9 protein-coding genes are annotated in these 19,352 nt (G+C 63.2%); 2 read left to right on the top strand and 7 right to left on the bottom strand.

Translation table 11 applies throughout. The features are described from left to right. Positions 1-98: 98 nt before the first annotated feature. The gene (locus SOX55_RS04585) at positions 99-1,394 is read left to right on the top strand and encodes an MBL fold metallo-hydrolase (protein ID WP_325286259.1); all 1,296 of its coding nucleotides are present in this window, start codon (positions 99-101) and stop codon (positions 1,392-1,394) included. An 80-nt stretch (positions 1,395-1,474) separates the two neighbouring features. Beyond that, positions 1,475-1,633 carry a rubredoxin gene (locus SOX55_RS04580; RefSeq protein WP_442873608.1) on the top strand — a complete coding sequence of 53 codons (159 nt, stop codon included), beginning with the start codon at positions 1,475-1,477 and terminating at the stop codon, positions 1,631-1,633. Between the two features lie 102 nt (positions 1,634-1,735). Here SOX55_RS04580 and SOX55_RS04575 read toward each other — a convergent pair whose 3' ends face one another. The 7 genes from SOX55_RS04575 to SOX55_RS04545 all read right to left on the bottom strand — a co-directional run bounded on the left by SOX55_RS04575 (position 1,736) and on the right by SOX55_RS04545 (position 18,946). Further along, positions 1,736-5,935: a hypothetical protein gene (locus SOX55_RS04575; protein ID WP_325286257.1), complete on the bottom strand. Its 4,200-nt coding sequence runs from the start codon at positions 5,933-5,935 to the stop codon at positions 1,736-1,738. After that, on the bottom strand, positions 5,928-7,772 hold the full coding sequence (locus SOX55_RS04570) for a hypothetical protein (protein WP_325286256.1): 1,845 nt from the start codon (positions 7,770-7,772) through the stop codon (positions 5,928-5,930). Before SOX55_RS04570 ends, SOX55_RS04575 begins: the two co-directional genes overlap by 8 nt. Before the next feature lie 197 nt (positions 7,773-7,969). Then, entirely contained in the window at positions 7,970-11,530 is a 3,561-nt protein-coding gene (locus SOX55_RS04565) for a tubulin-like doman-containing protein (protein WP_325286255.1), read from the bottom strand. A 36-nt stretch (positions 11,531-11,566) separates the two neighbouring features. Continuing rightward, positions 11,567-13,792, bottom strand: a complete 2,226-nt coding sequence (locus tag SOX55_RS04560; RefSeq protein ID WP_325286254.1) for a hypothetical protein — start codon at positions 13,790-13,792, stop codon at positions 11,567-11,569. Between the two features lie 206 nt (positions 13,793-13,998). After that, complete coding sequence (locus tag SOX55_RS04555) at positions 13,999-15,882, bottom strand: CASTOR/POLLUX-related putative ion channel (protein ID WP_325286253.1); 1,884 nt, start codon at positions 15,880-15,882, stop codon at positions 13,999-14,001. A gap of 154 nt (positions 15,883-16,036) precedes the next feature. After that, the gene (locus tag SOX55_RS04550) at positions 16,037-17,809 is read right to left on the bottom strand and encodes an adenine deaminase (protein ID WP_325286252.1); all 1,773 of its coding nucleotides are present in this window, start codon (positions 17,807-17,809) and stop codon (positions 16,037-16,039) included. A gap of 207 nt (positions 17,810-18,016) precedes the next feature. Further along, positions 18,017-18,946, bottom strand: coding sequence for an AEC family transporter (locus SOX55_RS04545; protein WP_325286251.1), 930 nt, complete (start codon positions 18,944-18,946; stop codon positions 18,017-18,019). Between the last annotated feature and the right edge of the window lie 406 nt (positions 18,947-19,352).

Below are 19,352 nucleotides of genomic sequence, written 5' to 3'. Positions count from 1 at the left end.
CCAGGGCTTTTCCGTCCCCGGTCAGAAAATCCGGGGAGCGGACGCTTCCGCAGACCCCAAATCAAAACAGATAAACAGAAATTCAGAAGGAGCTGCCCATGATTTCTCAGGAGATTCGTTATGTCGGCGTCAACGACCATGCCATTGACCTGTTTGAGAGCCAGTATCACGTTCCCAACGGCATGGCCTACAATTCCTATTTGATCACCGACGAAAAAACCGCCGTCATCGACTCGGTGGATGTCCACTTCACGGAAGCCTGGCTGGACAACATCCGGAGCGTGCTGGGCGGAAAAGCCCCCGACTACATCATTGTTCAGCACATGGAGCCGGACCACTCCGGCAGCCTGCTCCGGTTCCTGGAGACCTATCCCGCCGCGCAGGTGGTGGCCTCCTCCAAGGCCTTTGGCATGATTCAGAACTTCTTCCGCGCGGACCTGGCCGGCCGGCAGGTGACGGTGGGCGAGGGAGACACCCTGTCCCTGGGCAGGCACACCCTGCGCTTCATCACCGCCCCCATGGTCCACTGGCCGGAGGTCATCATGACCTATGACAGCACGGACAAGGTGCTGTTCTCCGCCGACGCCTTCGGAAAGTTCGGTGCGCAGGACGCGGAGGAGGACTGGGACGACGAGGCCCGGCGCTATTACATCGGCATTGTGGGCAAGTACGGCACCCAGGTGCAGGCGGTGCTGAAAAAGGCAGCGGCGCTGGACATTCAGACCATCTGCCCGCTGCACGGGCCGGTGCTCCGGGAAAATCTGGGCCATTACCTGGACCTCTACGGCAAGTGGTCCTCCTACACCCCGGAGGAGGAGGGCATTCTCATCGCCTACACCTCCGTCTACGGCAACACCCGCAAGGCCGCGGAGCAGCTGGCGGAGACGCTGAAGTCCGCCGGGCAGACCGTGGTTGTCCGGGACCTGGCCCGCAGCGACATGGCTCAGGCGGTGGCCGACGCCTTCCGCTACAGCCAGCTGGTTCTGGCCACCACCACCTACAACAACGACATCTTCCCCTATATGCGGGAGTTCATTGAGCACCTGACCGCCCGCGGCTTCTGCAGCCGCACGGTGGGCATTGTGGAAAACGGCAGTTGGGCGCCCGCCGCGGCCCGGGTCATCAGGGGCCTGCTGGAAAAGAGCAAAAACCTGACCCTGCTGGAGCCGGTGGTGACCCTCCGCTCCGCTCTGAGCGAGGAGAGTTCCAGGCAGCTGGAGCTGCTGGCAAAGGCGCTGTGCGGCGAGAGCTGCGCTGCCGAAGGCGAATCCTGCGGCAAGAAAAAGTTTGTCTGCAAAATCTGCGGCTACGTGTACGAGGGCGACGCCCTTCCGGCAGACTTTGTCTGCCCCATCTGCAAGCGCGGCGCCGAAGATTTTCAGGAGGTCCAGTAAGACAACCTCCGCGGCCTTTGGATGAAGCAGGGTTTTATCATTCAGGAAGATCCCATATTTTTATATAAAAGGAGAGTTTTGTGATGAAGTACGTTTGCGAACTGTGCGGTTGGGTTTACGATGAGGCTGTTGGCGATCCCGAGCACGGCATTGCCCCCGGCACCAAGTTTGCCGATCTGCCCGAGGATTTCGAGTGCCCCCTGTGCGGCGCCGGCAAGGACCAGTTCTCCGCCGAGTAAACCGCCGGAAAGCGACAAAACACATCCCATGGCTTTTCAGCCATGGGATGTGTTTTTGTTTCAGCCAGCGCTCCCCGCGGCAGGGGAAAGACCGCCTTCCGGTCAGAGGGGCGCCTTGGGATTTTTGAAGGGGGTATCGTCCCGCAGGTGAGAATCATAGGAGATGGAGTACTTGGCCAGATACCGCAGGAAGCCGATGCCGTACTCGTCCTTGCGCATGCGGGTCAGAATCTCCTCCCGCTTGGCGGCGGCGGTTTCGCCGGTCATGTAGGCGTACTGAATCTCGCTCCACTTGGCCATGCCCTCGTAGACCTGCAGCTCCATGGCCGGGCCGTACTGGCTGCGGATGGCCTTGCGGTCCCAGTTGGTGTACTGCCAGATGTGGGTCATCTCGTGGACCATGGTCATGATGGAGGCCATGCGGGGTGCGCCGTTTTCCATGAGGATGGTGTAATTGCCCCGCCGGTCCTGAATGGCCACGCCCAGAATCCGGCCGTCGGAATTGCCGGTGGGCACAAAGGTCTTGCCCAGCTTCTTATGCAGCTTTTTGGCGTTGACCATCTGAATGTCCACAGGCACCTGAATGCGGATGCCGTAGAAGGTCTCCAGATTGCGCACCACCTCCCGGTGGATGTGCCGGAACTCCTCGGCGGTGCGGACGGCGGTGCGGCTGCAGTTGGTGCAGCGCTCCCGGCCGTCGGCCAGCACGTCATACTCCGTGCCGATCAGCTCCGTGCCGCAGAAGTCGCAGTAGTGGGCGCCGTCCCGGCCGGGGCGGAAGTTCTTCTCGATCTGCTCGGCAATGTTCTTGCCCAGCCGCGCCTGCTTCAGCGTGCCGTTGTCGCAGCCATACCCCTTCAGGAACTCCAGGGTCTCCTGCAGCGCCAGCATCTCCGGCACCTCCGTCTGCCCGTAGAGCAGGTAGAAGCGCTCATGGTAGGGGGCGCGGGTCATGGCGGGCAGCGGCCTGCGGGCCTCCGGCGCCTCGAAGCTGAGAGAGTCCTGGTCGGCGTCGGCCTCCGCGTCCGCCGCGGCCGTCTGCTCGTACAGCGCCATGCTCATGCTGGCCTGGGCATCCTCCTCCGGCGGGGCGCCGGCCCCGTCGCCGGCGGGCGGGTCGGACGGATCGTCGCCCGAAGTGTCCTCCGGGGCGGGGGCCGCCTTCTTTCTGCCGAAGAGCCGGCCGAAGAAGTCCCGGATCCGTTCCCGGATCGTCTTTTTCCTGACGGCAGGCGGCTCCATGGCAGGCACCTCCACCTTCTCCGGCTCCGCCGGGTTCCGGCTCCGGTCCAGGGCGTCAAAGTGCCAGTCCAGATAGTCGCAGGCGATGGAGAGGATGCGCTGCAGGTTGCGTTCCACAGCCACCAGCAGGCCGATGTCCAGCAGGCTGTCCTCAATGATGCAGATGCACCGGCTGTCCAGGGCGGCGCCCTCGCCGCAGCGGAGGGAGTAGGTCAGCGGGGCATCAAAGTCGCCGGGCAGCACGGCCGCGATGTAGTCCTGGTTTTCCGCGAACAGCGTCCGGAAAATCTCGTTCATCAGCACCGTCAGCGTCTGGGCAATCTCCCGGGTGAAGCCATCCACGCCGGAAAAGTCCACGCACAGCACGCTCTTGCGGAAGTAGCTCCGCTGCCGGATGCCGGAGACGCTCACCTTCCGGGCGTTTTTGAAATCGTTGTACCGGTCCATCAGCCAGTAGGCGTCGGTTTCCACGGCGATGTCCGCGAAGCGGCGGGTGAGCCGCAGGCCGCCGATGTCCCGGACGGCCCCCATCTCCGTGGAGTCGGTCATGTGGGTGAGGGTGTAGCGGCGGAGCTGGCGGTACATGGGGCGGCCGGTAATGTGGTCGGCGGCCCGCCGCAGCAGGATCTGGCCGTCGGTGCTCATGCCCATCATCTCATAGTACTTGCCGTGAATGGTGAAGAACTGGCCCGGCAGATACTTCTGGAAGATGTGGCCGCACAGCTCGCTGCCGATGAACTGGCGCTCCCCGTTTTCATCCTCGGCGATATAGCCGGCGTTCCGCAGGTCCCCCAGCAGCAGCCGGCGCAGGTGGCGGTTCTCCACGAAATAGGCGTTCTCCACGATGCCCCTGGCCATGTTGTAGCGGCGGCAGCAGCGGATGGTCTCCCGGGTGAAGGCGTACTCCTGGCCGTCGATGGTGCGGACCAGCATCTCCGCGCCCCGGTCATCCCGGCGCAGCGCGCCGGAGGGCTGGTAGCAGCGGCACAGCTCACCCCACAGCACCGCCGCGGGTTCGTCGGTCTCCTCGCCGATGAGACTCAGCTCGTTGACCAGGTCGCTCTCCATCACCTGACCCACGCACATCCGCAGGAAGCTGCGCAGGGCCACGTTGCGGCGGGTACGGGCGTAGTCCGCCACGATATAGGGGATGGCCTTGGGGTCCGCGTCGAAAATGGAGTTGTTGTCGGACATGTAGTCCCGCAGCAGATACTCCGAAGAGATGACGTTGATGAAGCTCTGCTCCGAGGTACGGGTGGAGAAGTTGCGCTTGGCCTCAAACATATTGAAGGCCTCGTCCTCTACGGTCATGTACCGGCTTTTCACCACCCCTGCCTCATAGAGGTTGGGGGAGACCCGGAAGCAGGTGTTCATCAGGTCCTGGTTGGCCGGCAGGCTGGCGTAGGACAGCAGGTCATAGTAATACTGCCGGGCAATCCACTGCATATCGCTGACGGGGAAGGCGTCGCCGCCGTACCAGTAGGCGGCGGAAATCTGGTTTTTCAGGGCCACGAAGCTCAGCTCCGTGCCCACGCCCAGATAGTGGCTGACGTTGGGCAGCATCCGGTGCTGGAGCATCTCCCGGTCCGTCTCCCAGCACATGTAAGAGCAGGTGCCGGCGTGGCGGTTGGTGGCGGACACCTCGCTGATGTCGGTCATCAGGATGTGGGACAGGGCGTCCACCAGGCCGTCGCAGTTTTTGTCCACGCTGCAGAAGGTGACCTCTCCGGCCCGCAGATGGCGCACCACGGAGTGGAGGCCGATCTGGGCGGTGGGAATCAGGCGGCTGGGCTCAATCAGCACCATGAACCCCACCTGGGACAAAAAGTCCGCCTGGATTTCATGAAGCTCCAGGTCTCCCACGCCGGAAAGGGGCAGAATGCCCACCTCCGGCTCCTCCTCCTGCTTCTCCGGCCGGGCCTTACCGCGGCTCAGAACGCCGATTTTCCACAGGTCGGGCATGTTGGTCACGGCGCCAAAGCCGGCCCGGCACCAGCGGTCGATCTCCTCCTCCATGCCGTGGCGGCCCAGCACGATCAGCACCTTTCTGCGGCGCATCAGCACCCGGTTCATGGCATAGAAGGCGCAGGGGATTAGGTCGTAGTAAAAGGGGTTGTTGAACAGGATGTTCTTCCCCTGCAGCAGCTCCATGCCGGAGGTCAGGTAGTTGGGGTTTACCTCCAGGCCGGCGCTGATGCGGCCCCGCATGAAGGCGGCATAGGCCTCCACCTTGCCGTCGCCGCTGCGCTCCATGGCGTCCAGCAATGACTCCTTGCCGGCCACGGAAAAGGCGCTGGAAACCGTGGTGTTGTCCGCGGCCAGCTTGTCGCCGAACAGGCGGCGCAGCGCCTGGCGCATGGCGGCGCTGTTGCCGGCGCTGATGCTGTCCTCTTCCTCCGCCGCCAGGCCGCCGCTGCGCTGCTCCGCCTCCGTCAGGCCGTTGAGGAAGAAGTACACCTCACCCAGCAGGATGATGGGGAAGCAGGGATAAAAGGGCGTGGCCAGCAGTCCCCCGGCGTAGAGAAAGCGGGAGACGCGGATGAGAACCGCGGAGAGGATCACCGCGGTGATATAAAAGGTTTTGACATAGGTGCGGCCCTGGCCCAGATGGGTTTTCAGGTACCACCCGCCGTTTTCCTGACTCTGCTCGTAAAAGAGTTCGCACGGCCCGCAGCCCTTCCGGAACAGAAGGCTCATCAGCGGCAGCAGCACCATCTTGCACAGCAGGTGGACGGTCAGCAGCACCAGGTTTGTCAGGTACATGACCCAGAAGGACAGGCTGGGGCTTTGCAGCAGCAGGGTAATCCAGCCGGCCACGGCGTTCAGGGGCGTTCCCGCCAGCAGCAGCCCGATGTCCGGCAGAAGCAGCAGCACAAGGCCGTTTATCCGGGGAAGGGTGACGATGGCGGCAATGCTGAACACCAACGCCAGCACCGGCATGGCAAACTGGCGGTAGCGGTTTCTCCGCCGCAGGTTCACACAGCCGACGGCAAATGTCAGGAGCAGAATGGGGGCCGCCATCAACAGCGCGTTGCGGATCTGGATCAGCAGCTCAGTCATAATACTCCTCCAATCTGACACCCACGCGCTTGAGGAAGGTGGCGCCCACCTCCACCAGGTTGCCCCGCTCCAGGAACTCAATCTCGTGGAGCTGCTCACGGTGCAGCGGGATGGGATAGTCATAGTCCCGGGGCACGTCAAAGTCGAAGGCGTAAGGCTCCACGTCGCCGAAGGGGATGTTCAGCTCAGAGGGCAGGTACCGCTCAAACAGCTCCCGCAGCTGCTGGCGCTGGCGCAGAATATCCGCCTGGTGCTTCCGGTAAATCCGGACCTGCTGGGTGTCGGCGGGGTTGTGGCGGGAGAAATAATCCACCGCGTCAAAGCCCCGCATGGCGCCGCCCAGATGGCTCAGGTAGGCGGAATACTGGTTCATGGCCTCGTAAACGCGGCTCTCCACCCCGTTCACCGCCTCGTTGTAATCGCCGATGGTGTTTTTGAGTCCCCGGCGCAGGCACACCAGTGCCGTGAAGCCCACGGCGCCCATCACGGCAAAGGTGCCGATCAGCAGCGTCAGGGCGGTCATGATCTGCCGCTGGCCGCCGGCGCGGATGTTGCCGATGAAAAAGGGCAGGAAGGCAATCATCAGCAGCACGGCAGTGAGAATGCTGAAAAACAGAATCTGCCGGCGGGTCATGCGGGTCTCGATTTTTCCGCTGACCGCCGCGGCCGCCTGTTCCAGCTCCCTGCGGCACTCGTCGGGCCGGAAGGGATTGGTGTTGGCCAGGCGCACCATCTGCATCTCCTGGTTGTGGATGTTCTCCTCGATGTCCTCCGTCTGGAAGCCGGTCAGCTCCACGTCCTCCAGATTGCCCCGGGCCGCCACGGACCGCAGGGAATCCCCGGCCCGCCGGAGGGAGCGGGGCACCTGCTTGATGAGCCTGCGCCGGGCCTTCACGGAGTTTTTGTACTCCCTGGCCCACACGCGGCTCTCCTCCTGGGGCATGTCCGTGGCAAGGCCCAGCTCGTCGGTGGAGGCGAACAGGCCCGTCAGGTCCACGGCCGGGTCCAGAGTCACCGGCACGTTCACATTGCCGCAGAAGTTCATCTCCACCTCGGCGTCGCTGAGGGGACGGGCCTTTTTGCTGAGGACCCGCTTCACCTGGGTCTCCAGGTAGGCGTCGGTGGCACACAGCTTTTCATCGTACTGGCGCAGCAGCCGGCGCAGCGCGTCGTCCTCGCTCTCTCCCTGCAGCAGGTAGACCCGATTGGGGCGCAGACTGTCCGCCGGCATCTCATTGCCGGCCAGCAGCATCAAAACCGTAAGGAATTTCAGATACTCAGAAAGATAGTCCTTATGGCCGCGGGGCAGAATGTCATACACCGCGTAGCGCATTTTGTCGAAATAGAGGTTCCAGTCATAGAAGCGACGGTACTGGTACTCATCGTACGTGGCCCACGCGGTTTCGATGGCATGGGCCTCCTCCTCGTGGGTGCGCTTGGCGAGGCAGAGAATCTCGGCGGGATAAAACACGCTGAGCTTCTCATCGCCGGTGATCTTCTGACGCAGCCGGTTTTTGTAATCGCTCTCGAACTGATACTCCTCAAACTCGGGGTCCGCCTTTGCCAGGTGGTTTTTGCCGGGCACCGCCAGCGGCGGCTCACACAGCCGGGTCACCAGGCGCACCAGGGGCTTGCCGGCCGCCTGGTCATAGGCCCGGGTCTTGATCCGGCGCACCTCCTGCAGGTACGCCTCCAGGTCCTCGGCGTAGCGGGGCCGCTCCGGCAGCTTCACGGGCACCAGGTCAAAGGGGTTGCGGTGGTGGAGGCCCTCCTCGTCGCAGACAATGACGGCCCGCCACTCCCGCTGGCGGGAGACCAGGCGCTCCAGGTCGGGCACGGTCTCCCCCAGGGTAGTCCCCTCCGGAATCCATTCGCAAAAGGCGATGTTGTCTTTCTCGTATGGCTTGAGAAAAATCCTGTAGGTTTGGATACTGCTGATATGCTCTTTTTCCGCAATCACAACAGTAAACAACGCGTTTTCCTCCGTTCTTCAGTCTGTCTGCTCCCGCCCGGGGGCCGGGCGGGAAGAGGGCGTCAGTCGTCCATCAGGCGCTCCATCTCGCCGATGATCTTCTCGAAATCGTCCGGCTCGGGGGTGGTGCACATGACGTCCTTGATCTTGCGGAAGACCGTGGAAACCACCACGTTGTTCCTGGCCCGGGTGTTGGCATTCAGCTCCGGATACTGCTTGAAGTTCTCCATCAGCACCTCGAACTGCTGGCGCAGCACGTTGCACAGGATGAACTTGGCGTCATCCTGCTGCTCCCAGCGGTGCAGCTCGTCGGAGAAGGTCTTCACCACCGCGTCCACCAGGGACATGATCTCGCTGCCGTAGCGGTTGGCGTTGGGCAGGCTGTTGTAATACACCAGGGGGATCTCGAAGAGGCTGGTCTTTCCCTCGTGGACGGTGTCCAGGCAGAAGGTCTCCAGCTCCTTGGCGAAGGTGGTGTTGACGTAGTTGGAGTTCTTCGTCTCGTCTCTGCTGCGCTTCTTGGCCTTGATGACCTCAATGTCCTCCACCACGGCGGAGTTGATGTACAGGGCGTCCAGAATCTCGTAGAACTCGTCGCACAGGGTGCCGTTGGAGACAATCAGCTCCTCGGTGCGCTTTTCGGAGTTCTCATAGCGGTAGATCTTCTTGCCGGAGACGCTGGCGGACATATCCACGTGCTTGATGGCGCCGTGGACCAGGCCGTAGATCAGGGCCTGGTAGATGTGCATGATGCACTCGTTCTGGAAGGTGAAGTCCAGCTCCGGCATGACGGCGATGGAGTCCCAGCGCTTGTCGATGTGGGTGGAGCACATCATGTTCTTGGTGGAGTCGGGGCCGATGTGCTTGCTGTAGTCATGATAGGCCTTGTGGTACAGACCGGCGGGCCGCTTGCGGGTCTCGGTGCGGCGGGGGCAGGCGAACTTGTTCAGCTTGTCCGGCGTCAGGTTGTACAGGGCGTTGAAATAGTGCAGCTCGTAGCGGGAGACGGTGTCCACCGCCACGCCGTTGCTGACCAGGCTCTCGATGCGGTACTCCCGCATATCCTTCAGACCGGCGTTGTAGGCGATGCAGTTGATCTCCCGGGGCTCCACGTTGTTCAGCCGCTGGATGCTGGGGGCGGACAGGCGGGAGCCCATGGCGATGACCTCCCGGATGTGGCGCAGGTTGTCCTCCGGCCGGACATTGTCCACCAGGTTCTTGCTGTCCTTTTCGTCGCTGTTCTCCCGGTTCTTGATGCGGGTCTGCAGGCGGTTCTCCATGGCGATGGCCTGGATGATGTTCATGTCGATCACGTCGCACTCCGAACGGACCTTCCGCTTGAAGTAGCCCAGCAGAATCTCGTCGAAGATGTCCACCCGGTTGTCCTCCAGCACCACCTCGGCGCTCTCCATCTCCCGCTCAAAGGCGGCGTTGGCCCGGACGGTGTCGAAGATCTGGCCGTTCAGGTCGCTCTCCAGCATGGCGCCCTTGGAGCTTTCGCCCTTGGTGGCGGCCAGCAGCTCGTCCAGCATGGGACGGGTGGAGCAGACGTTGAACACGGAGTCGCCCTTCTGGAAGCGCAGGGCCTCCACAATCTCGTCCTTCTTGCGGTCCAGCTTGTCCACCTTATCGCTGAAGGAGCGGTAGAACTTCTCGAAGTTCCGGTTCAGCCGGGAGATGTAGTCATAGCCGAACTTGAAGGCCTCGTACTCGGCGATGGCGTCGCACAGCTCGGAGATGCCGGTGTAGTAGCCCACGAAGTGCTCGTTCAGGGTGTCATACAGCTTCTCGTAGCCGCCGAACTTCTCCAGAATGTTGGGGTTCTGGTCGGGCGCCTTCTCCACGGCGCACAGCTCGTCCAGGTTGTGCTCCTTCTTCTTGCGGCCGTTGAACTTCACGTCGAAGGAGTCGGCGTCATCGGCGTCGGGGGCGTAGATCTCCAGCCGCTCCCGCAGGCTGCTGATCTCGCTGTGGGCCCGCTTCAGCCGCTTTTCCATCTCCTCGGCGATGAGATAGAGCATGTAGCGGATGGCGTTGGGATGGCAGATGTCCCCGAAGGCGTTGCGCAGCGGCCAGGCCAGCAGGTACTTCTCCTTGGCGTTGATGGTCTTGGTCTCGTCGGTGAAGACGGCCTCCGCGGTGCGCTGGCCCGCCTTTTCGGCGTGGGCGTTCACCGCCTCCTCATAGGCCCGCAGCAGGTCCAGGTTCTCCTTGGCGTGGCCCCGCATTTCGCTGTTGCCCTTGTAGTCGATCTCGCCGGCCAGGGCGTTGGCGCCGTTGCGGGCGTCGGCAATGGTCCGCTGCTGGCCCACCTGCTGGTGGACATGCTCCACCAGGGCGTTGATGTAGGTGGTCATGCGGGCGTTGGCGTCGGTGAGGAACTGGCCCCGCAGGTCCTTGGAGAAGTTGTCGCCGGACTTGTTCATCTTGTCCACGTAGAAGCTGCCCCGGGAGTCGATCTCCGAGGAGGCCAGGCCCTTTTTGACGCAGTCCCGCTGATAGACCTCGTAGGCGTTATCGTACTTCATCCACTTGGCGGCCTCGCCGGTGCCGCCGATGGCGCCGATGGCCCAGGAGGCGGCGATATAGTCCGCCACGTCCTCATAGGGATAGCGGACGGCGCCGGCGCCGATGCCGCCGAAGCGGTTGCGGCCGTAGTTGCCGGGGCTGGACATCTCCTTGATGATGTTGTCCTCCATGGAGAAGGCGTCCTTCTGCATGGGGCCGATGTTCTGCTCGTACAGCGCCAGGGCGGCCTGACGCTCATACTGCTTGTTGTTGATGAGGGTGGAGTCCTCCGCGTTCTGGCCGTCCATCAGGAAGCAGAAGTCGAAGGGCAGCACGCTCAGCGCCCGCAGCTCGCCGGTGCCGGGGCTGGCGAAGTCAATGTGCAGGTTGCTGTAGCGCTTGAGCTCCTCGTCAATGTCGAAGAAGCCGGAGCCCTTCATCATGAAGGCGTTGATCTCCTTGATGGTGGCGTAGGCGTTGCGGCGCTGGCTCTCCTTTTCGGCGTTGGAGCGGATGACGCTGTCCAGCGTCTCCGGCAGCAGAATCAGGGAGCGCACCAGCAGGCTGGTGTTGGGGTACTTGCTCTTCACGTAGTCCCGCAGGTACATGGCCAGGGGCAGCAGGATGCCGGAGCCGGTGCCGCCGGAGGCGGTGGAGGCGAAGGCCACCCGCAGGGCCTGCTTCATCTCCTTGCCGGTTTTGCGGAACAGCTCGTCCACCGCGTCATGAAGGGGCTGGATGCGGCCGGTTTTGATGGTGGCGTTCAGGGCCAGGCGGGAGATGGCCCGCACCTGGCCGGCGCCCTCGGACACCGTCTTGTCATACAGCACGGCGTTCTTGGGGAACCAGTTCACCAGGGCGTCCTCGTCATAGTCCAGGTAGCTCCCCACGGTCTGGGTGCTGGAGGTCTGGATCGAAAAGATGTTGATGCCGCTGGCTTTGACGCTGCTCAGGTCATTGACGTTGGTGTCCAGACACACAAAGGAGATATTCTCCCGCTCAGAGGGCTTGCACATCTCTGCCACGCCCTTGATGATACGGCAGCCGGTGCCGCCAACACCGATAAACAGGGTAGGAGCGGTGACCACATTGTCCTTCAGAATTTCTCTTGCCATTCTTTCTTCCTCCACAGTTCATAGATTCAGACACGGTTACATGTGTTTAAGCTGTCCGCTCAGGGAAATGGGTGTGCCGTTGATGGTCTGTCCGGTGATGCTGTAGCGCGCCATGTTGCCCACGCTGAAGGAGACCGGCGCGCCGGGCTTTGCCCCCACCTTCACGTATTTCTTGTCCACGGGGGACCAGCGGAACTGGGCGGCGCCGATGGACACCGACTGGATGTTGCCGTTGCCGGGAGAGGGTTCCACCTTGGTGACCCGCATGCTCCGGCGGCCGGATTTGGTTCTGCGGGGGCTGTTGGCCTCCACGGTCATGACCACGGAGCACTTGGCGGTGTTGGAGCCGGCCACCTTGGGAGAGGTGATGACCACGGAGCCTTTCTTTTTGCCGCCGCCGGAGAAGCGGACGCTGGCGATGCCGTTGACCGGGTTGCCGTTGACAGAGAATCTGGTGTTGACGAAGCTGGCGTTCTTGGGCAGCACCTTGGCGTTCATGAACAGCCAGATCAGCAGCAGAAGAAGCAGGATGGCCAGCACCACCAGCAGCGGCAGGAGCCAGGCGGGATAGGCCGCCACTTCAAACTCCTCCGTGTCCCGGGCGGAGATCTCCTGGTTGGAATGGTTCAGGGCGGCGGCGCCGGCGGTGACGCTGTAGCGGCCCAGCTGCAGTCCGTCGGGGTTTTTCAGCTTGATATACCAGGCGGATTCCTCCTCATGCAGCTCCACCTCGTAGTGGGAGGGGTCCACCTCCCTGCCGCTTTCATCCCGGACGCTGAGGGAAAAGTCGCAGAGGCGGAGGTTCTCGGCGGAGAGAGGCTGGCCGTCCATGGTCAGCCGGGCCACCAGGGGATCGCCGGATTCCAGCTTCCGGAGCTGGAAGTAGTCCTGCCGGGCCACCAGGTCCATCTCCAGGGTTCTGCTGTCGGCGATGATGGTGATGGGCAGGCTGAAGCCGGGCAGCAGGTCCTCATGGGACTTGTGGATGTAGTACCCGCTGAGGTAGCGCACGTCGGCGCTGACCTCCAGGGTGTCACCGGCCTTCAGCTCTCCCTCCAGGGGGAACTGGCCGGCGGAGGTGGAGTGGTAGCTGTACTCCTGGCCGGAGATGACGCAGTTGAAGGTGTAATCCGTGGTGCCCAGCAGCGGCGAATCGGTGGGGTTGCCGTACTTGTCCACCATGTGGTACTCCACGGTGTAGGTGCCCTCATAGGCGGAGCCGGGCTGGATGATCTCCCCCTGGGGGTTGCGCAGCGTCACCGCCATGTCCACATCCGGCTCATAGTACACGCTGACGCTGCTCATGGAGCCGTCATAGCTGAGGGTGTAGTCCCCGGCCTCCACATCCCGGTAGGTGACGATGGAGCCCTGCAGGCTCTTGTCCACCTTGGCCCTGGAGTAGTTGCCGGCGCCCCCCTCGCCGTATTTGGGGGACATGGCGGAAACCACCTGGCCGCCCTCCTTGCCGGAGCCGTCGATGACCTTCACATTGGCGATGTTCTCGCCCTGGACGAACACAATCAGCTTGCTCAGGGGGATGTCGGTGCTGAAGGAGCTGCCGCTCACCGGCAGGATGTCCCGGCCGAAGATGATGTTGCACATCCTGGTCAGCTCTCCCAGCACGTTGGCGGTGTCCCGGGCGGCGGTGACGTAATGCTGCATGGAGCCGTTGATCTCCGGCTCCGTGGCCACGGCGCCCATGCCCAGGTACATGACGTTCACGTCCCGGTTGTAGCTGGTCAGCCGCTCCGTCAGGGCCTGGCGGGTAGGCTCTCCCCGCCCCAGCGGCTCCAGATTCTCGTAGAACTCCTCGCCGTCGGTCAGCACAATCAGCCACTTTTCGTCGCCGGGCGCCCGGCACAGCCCCTCATAGGCGTGGTCGATGACCTCGATGGGGGTGTCCTGGGCCTTGGGCGTGAACATGGTGCGGATCCGGGAGCTGGTGGCGTTGGTCAGCGTCACCGGGTTGGTGTCGCTGTAGCGCTGGCCGTTGACCTCCACCTCGTACATGGGATAGACATACAAGGTGTCGCCGTCATTCATCATGGAGGCGAACACCTCGATGGCGTATGTGGCGCGGCACCAGGCGGCGGCGTTTTCGCCGATGTACATGGAGCCGGAGTTGTCGAAGATAATGGCGATGGCCCGGCTTGGCTCCGAAGCCGCCGCCCGCGCCGGAACCGTGACGCCGGGCACCGCCAGCACCAGTGCCAGCAGCAGCGCCCACAACCGTTTCGCGATTTTCTTTTTCCCAAACCTCATTCGATCACCCACCGTAAAACATTGTTTCGACCCGCGGCATCCCAAAACCGCATAATCCGACACTTTTCACTATATTGTTAATTTTACTACGCCGCTTTCCCGCATGCAAGCTATTCCATGGAAAATGCCGGAAATTCATACAAATATTTGCAGACAGACGCCCCTCCCGGAAGGCCGGAAAGGGGCGTCTGTCCGCGCAATCGATTTCAGTGCTGGGCGATGACCACAAAGGCGTCATCCTCGGCCCAGAGGCGTTTTTCCTGTTTGGGGGGATTGGTGATCACCGTGTACTCCCCGGTGCGGGGATCGCAGGTGCGGTAGCCGATGAGCACCTCCCGCCGGCGCTGGGCGGCGGCGCAGGCGGTGCAGATGTCCACCTCCCGGCCGGTGTCGATGTAGTCCCGGGCGGGACGGATGCAGATTTCGCTGCCCTCCGCCGCCAGCAGCTCCTCGAAGATGCCCCGCAGCTCCCGCAGCTGGCTGATCTGGGTCAGCATCAGGCTGGTGATGTTGCTGCTGACCACGAAGTCGTTGACCTCGGTGATCTGGGCCAGCTCCTGGTTTTCCACCCGCAGCATCTCGCTGGTCACGTTGGCGCGGCAGCCCGTCTTGTCCTTCAGGTACTTCAGCTGCAGCAGCAGAAGGATGGTTTTGGCGTCCTCCTTCTCCGCCTCCGCGATATCCCCGGCGGATTCGCACAGCACCAGCACGGAGTCGGGCCGCTCCTCCAGCAGCTCCGCCAGCACCGCGCGGCTGTAAATGTCGCACACCGTCACCGTCTTCCGGAAGTTCCGCAGCGGCAGCTCCGCCAGGCCCTCCGCGAACTCCCCCTGCTCCCTGGCCAGGGCAATGGTCACATGGGAGCCCTCCGCCACAAAGTGGTCCTCCTCCTGGAGGATGCTCTCGATCTTGTCGCTGTGGCCCAGAATCAGCATGTTTTTCCGGGGCGTCCGCTCAAAGGGCGCCGCCGCCCGGATGGCGCTTTCATCCACCGGCGCCGGGGCAGCGTCGGCCACGCTGACGCAGTCGTCCTCGGCGAAGAGAATCAGCTTGTCTCCCCGGCCCACCCGCCGGTCCGGCTCCGGGTTCAGCAGGGTGGTGCCGTCGGCCAGCTCGATGCCGATGACGGTGGAGATGGGGAAATAGCGGTTCAGCTCTCCCATGGGCACATCCACCATGGCGGGGTGCTCCTCCACGTAAAGCTCGCTGCCGGAGAAGTCCAGAATCTCGGTGTACACCTTGGAAAGGCCGGTGTTGCGGCAGGTGTGAGCAATGATGCGGGACATGATGTCCCGGAAGGAGATGATCTCGGCGTAGCCCTCGCCGGCCACCTGGGCGGCCTCCACGTTCTCCTGGTTCCGGATCACCGCGGCGATGTAGGCGCCGGTGTTGCCGCTCTTTTTCAGCAGGTTCGTGGCGGCCAGAATGCTCTTGATGGTCATGGCGTCATCCTCGGCGTTGATGATGACGCTGCGGCAGGTGCCGAAGGAGCACACCTCCAGCGCCGAGAAGTCCGCGATGCTGCCGCTGCGGCAGATGACACGGGTGGTGCGGGTGTCCGGGAACTTCTGGCGGATTTTCTCGTCCATCACGTCCTTGGGTTCCTTGTCATCCATGATGACCACCACCTCGTCCCGCTGGTTGGCGTTGGCCTCAATCAGCTCGGAGACAATGGTGTACAGGCCTCCCGCGCAGCCCAGGACGATGACGTGGTTTTTCTCCAGCACCATGGACTTGCCCCGCTGGAGGGTGTGGATCTTATTGTCGATGGCGTTGCTGATGACGCCGATCAGGGTACTGGTGACCAGCAGGCCTGCGATGGTCACCACGATCATGGTGGCCACATAGGCCGCGCTGCCCGTGTCCTCCCCCAGCTGGCCGGGGTCGATGATGTGGGTCAGGCTGAGCCAGATTCCGTGGAGCACGTCATGGCCGCTGTCGGCGTCCACAAAGGCAATGATGATGCCCACCACAATCACCAGCACCACGGTAATCAGCGCCAGCATCCGGATCAGGTGAAAAATGCCGCTGGACATCATGTTGTCAAACCAGTAGCTGAGCCGCTTTCTTCTCTCTGTTCTCTTATCCATGCTCTCCCTCTCCAACCCCCGGGGATTCCGCGAAACAGCCGGAAATCCGCCGCGATCTCGTCATCCATCATATGGCATCCGCCTCCGCTTGTCAATCCGGCAGCGGAAAAGCGCCCCGGTTCCCTTCGGAACCGGGGCGCGGAGGGTTTCGCCCTCAGATATCAAACACCGGGACGAAGGTCTGGCTCAGGCCGTCCACCAGCCCCATGTCCGTGACCACGGTGCCCGGCAGCACCGGCAGGGACAGAATGGCGGTCTCCAGCAGCTTCACGGTGCCGTCGCTGATATCGCCGATGGCCGCCTGCACCTGCCCGATCTGCTCCGCCAGCTTCCCGCAGGGCTCCTGGGACATCAGTCCCGCCACCGGCAGCGGCAGGCAGGCCGCCTGCCCATCGTTCACGGCGCACACACCGCCGCCGCACCGGGCCAGGGTCTCCGCCGCCAGGAAGGCGCTGTCCGGGTCCCGGTAGGCCACCGTCAGGTTGTGGCTGTCATGGGAGACGGTGGAGGCCAGCGCCCCCCGCTCCAGGCCGAAGCTCTCGTACACGGCGATGGTCTTTCCGCCGGTGCCGTAGCGGTTGGCCACCGCCACGAACAGCAGCTCCGGATGGCCGCTGAGGTCCACGGCGCCGTCCCGCACCGGCAGCTCCACAGTCTTTGTGGTCCGGAGCACCCGGCCCATGTCCTGGGGCACCAGCACCCGCACGGGGATGGTATCCCCCTGCCAGCCCTCCGGCACCCGCATCCGGAAGTCGTCGGCGGACCGGAGCTGGGGCACGTTCACCGTGTTGGGGAAGTCGAAGGGCCGGTCCAGCCGGTCGCCCCCCAGATAGACGCCGTTTTCCGCCACCAGGCGGCCGGCGGCGAACACCGCCAGGGGGCGGCTGCCGTCCAGGGCCTCCACCAGCTGGATGTCGGCCACGTAGCCCGGCGCCACGGCGCCCAGATCGTCGAAATGGTACTCCCGGGCGGCGTTGAGGGTGGCCATCTTGACCACCGCCCGGCCGTCCAGCCCCGCCTGCACCGCCTTGCGGACCACCCGGTTGATGTGGCCGGTGGTCAGCAGGTCCTTTGCGTGGACATCATCGGTGCAGATGGACACGAAATCCTGCCACGGGTGGTCCCGGAAGCCGTCCACCAGGTCGGTGAGGTTGTCGATGAGGGAGCTGGCCCGCAGGTTCACGTGGATGCCGCAGCGCAGCTTCTCCCGCACCTCGGCGGCGGAGACGCTCTCGTGGTCGCTCTTGGGGCCTCCCAGCCGGTAGGCCGCCAGCTCCTTCCCGCTGACGTAGGGGGCGTGGCCCTGGAGGTACATGTCCCGCTTCTCCCCCTCGTCGATGATGCTGTGCATCCGGGGACTGTCCTGGCAGACGCCCACGAAGTCCATGACCTCGGCGATGCCCACCACGCCCTCCAGGTCCAGCAGCTCGCCGATCTCTTTGGCGGTAAACGCCGCGCCGGTGCTCTCCTTCCCCGGGACGGCAGGCACGCAGGAGGGGGCCAGGGCGTACTGGCGCAGGGCGGAGCGCCCGGCGTTTTCCAGCATGAACTTCACGCCGTCGATGCCCATGACGTTGGCGATCTCGTGGGGGTCCGTGCAGATGGTGGTGGTGCCCCAGGGCAGGATGGCCCGGCTCAGGTTTTCCGGGATCATCATGGTGCTCTCCACGTGCATGTGGGTGTCGATGAAGCCGGGAATCAGGTAGTTTCCGCCGCCGTCGTACCGCTTTTCCGCCGGCACGGGGGCCTGCTCTCCCGCCTCCCGGACCCGGACCACATATCCGTCCAGAATGTCCACCTCAGCGGGGTAGATCTCGCCGGTGAACACGTTGAAATACTGCACGTTTCCAATGGTCAGCTGACAGGGAATCTCCCCCATGGCCGCCTGAATCAGGCGGCTCCGGTCCTTTGCTCTTCTGGTGCGCATGCCGTCTCCTCCTTTTTAAAATAAACCGCATATTGGAGATCAGAGGCGCAGCTTCTTCCCGAAACCGCGCCTCTGCCGCCACAATGGATTCTGCTACTATACTAATATGCAGGTCCGCGGCTTGTCAATATCTCCCCGGCACTTTTCCCGGTGCAAAAGCGGAACGGGCCTCCGCTTTTTCGGCGGAGGCCCGGGGATGGTTTTTTCTTACAGCGGCAGCGACAGCATCAGCGGCACGGTGAGGATGCACAGAAGGCCGGTGAGGAAGCTGATCTCCACCGCCAGGTCCGTGTTCAGGCCGTGCTGCTCTCCCAGGGCGCTGACGATGGCGGCGGTGGGCATCGCCACGGTAATCAGCACCACCGGGGCGATGAGCTCGTTGCCGAAGGGGATGACCTTCAGTGCCAGAAACACCAGCAGCGGCAGCAGCACAAGCTTGGAAAGGCCTGCCGCCAGCACGTCCCGGTCCCGGACCACCTGGGAGGCGGAGCACCGGGTCAGGCCCATGCCGATGATCAGCATGGACATGGGGGTGGCCATGTCCGCCAGATAGCTGATGGGGGTGTAGATGGCGTCCGGCACGGGAATCTGCAGCAGGAACGCCGCCAGCCCCAGCACAGTGGCCACGTTCACCGGCGTCAGCAGAATCTTCCGCAGGGAGACTCCGCCGCCGCTCTCCCCCTCCCGGTCCGACAGCAGCACCCGCACGCCCAGGGTGTAGAGGAAGATGTTGAAGGGCATGCCCATGATGGCCGCCAGGGCCAGGGCGGTGTCCCCCAGCAGGGCCTGGATGATGGGGAAGCCCATGAAGCCGTTGTTGGGGAAGGCCACGCATAGCGCCCACAGCCCCCGGCGGCCGGGCGTCACCCGGAACACTTTGCCCAGCACCAGCGCCGCCCCGATGGACAGCAGATACAGCCCGCAGCCCGCCGCGAAAATCACGGCGCTGTCCCGCAGAAACTCCTGGCTGAAGGGCTGGAGCATGGAGCGGAAGATAATCGCCGGCGTCATCACCGACATCAGCAGATGGGACAGCTGGCCGGTTATGGACAGCGGCACCACCTTCAGCCGCACCGCCAGCGCGCCCACCGCCATCAGCAGGAACAGGCCCACCAGGTTTGAGATCAGCAAAGGCATTGGAACAGACATGGTCAATCCTCCGGACAGTGTCCATCACGCAGGCACCCTGAAGCGGCTTCCCCGCCGGGCGCCCGCCGTGACGCAGATTTTTGCAGATGCAGAATTATTTTATCGGAATCCCTCTGCGGCCGCAATGGACAATGTTCCGATTATTTCCCCCTGCCCGGGCCTTTTTTGCGCTATTTCACTGTTTTACCCTGAAAAACCGGAATAGGAACCCCCCGGCGAAGCCGGGGGTTCTTCATAGACGGGTAAAACCCTTTATTACTAGCTCGCGCGTCACGTCGCGCAAGTACGATCCGCCAGCCGCGAAGGTTTTGCTACTTGCTACCCGTAAACGGGTTCTTTAAAAATTCCCCATCGTCAGTTGTTCTCCGGCCTTGTCTTCGTCCAACTGGTGCCG

This window comes from Dysosmobacter sp., from assembly GCF_034093755.1.
GTDB lineage: Bacteria > Bacillota > Clostridia > Oscillospirales > Oscillospiraceae > Oscillibacter.
The sequence above is the reverse complement of the archived record's forward strand: the minus strand, read 5'-3'. Positions and strand labels throughout refer to the sequence as shown.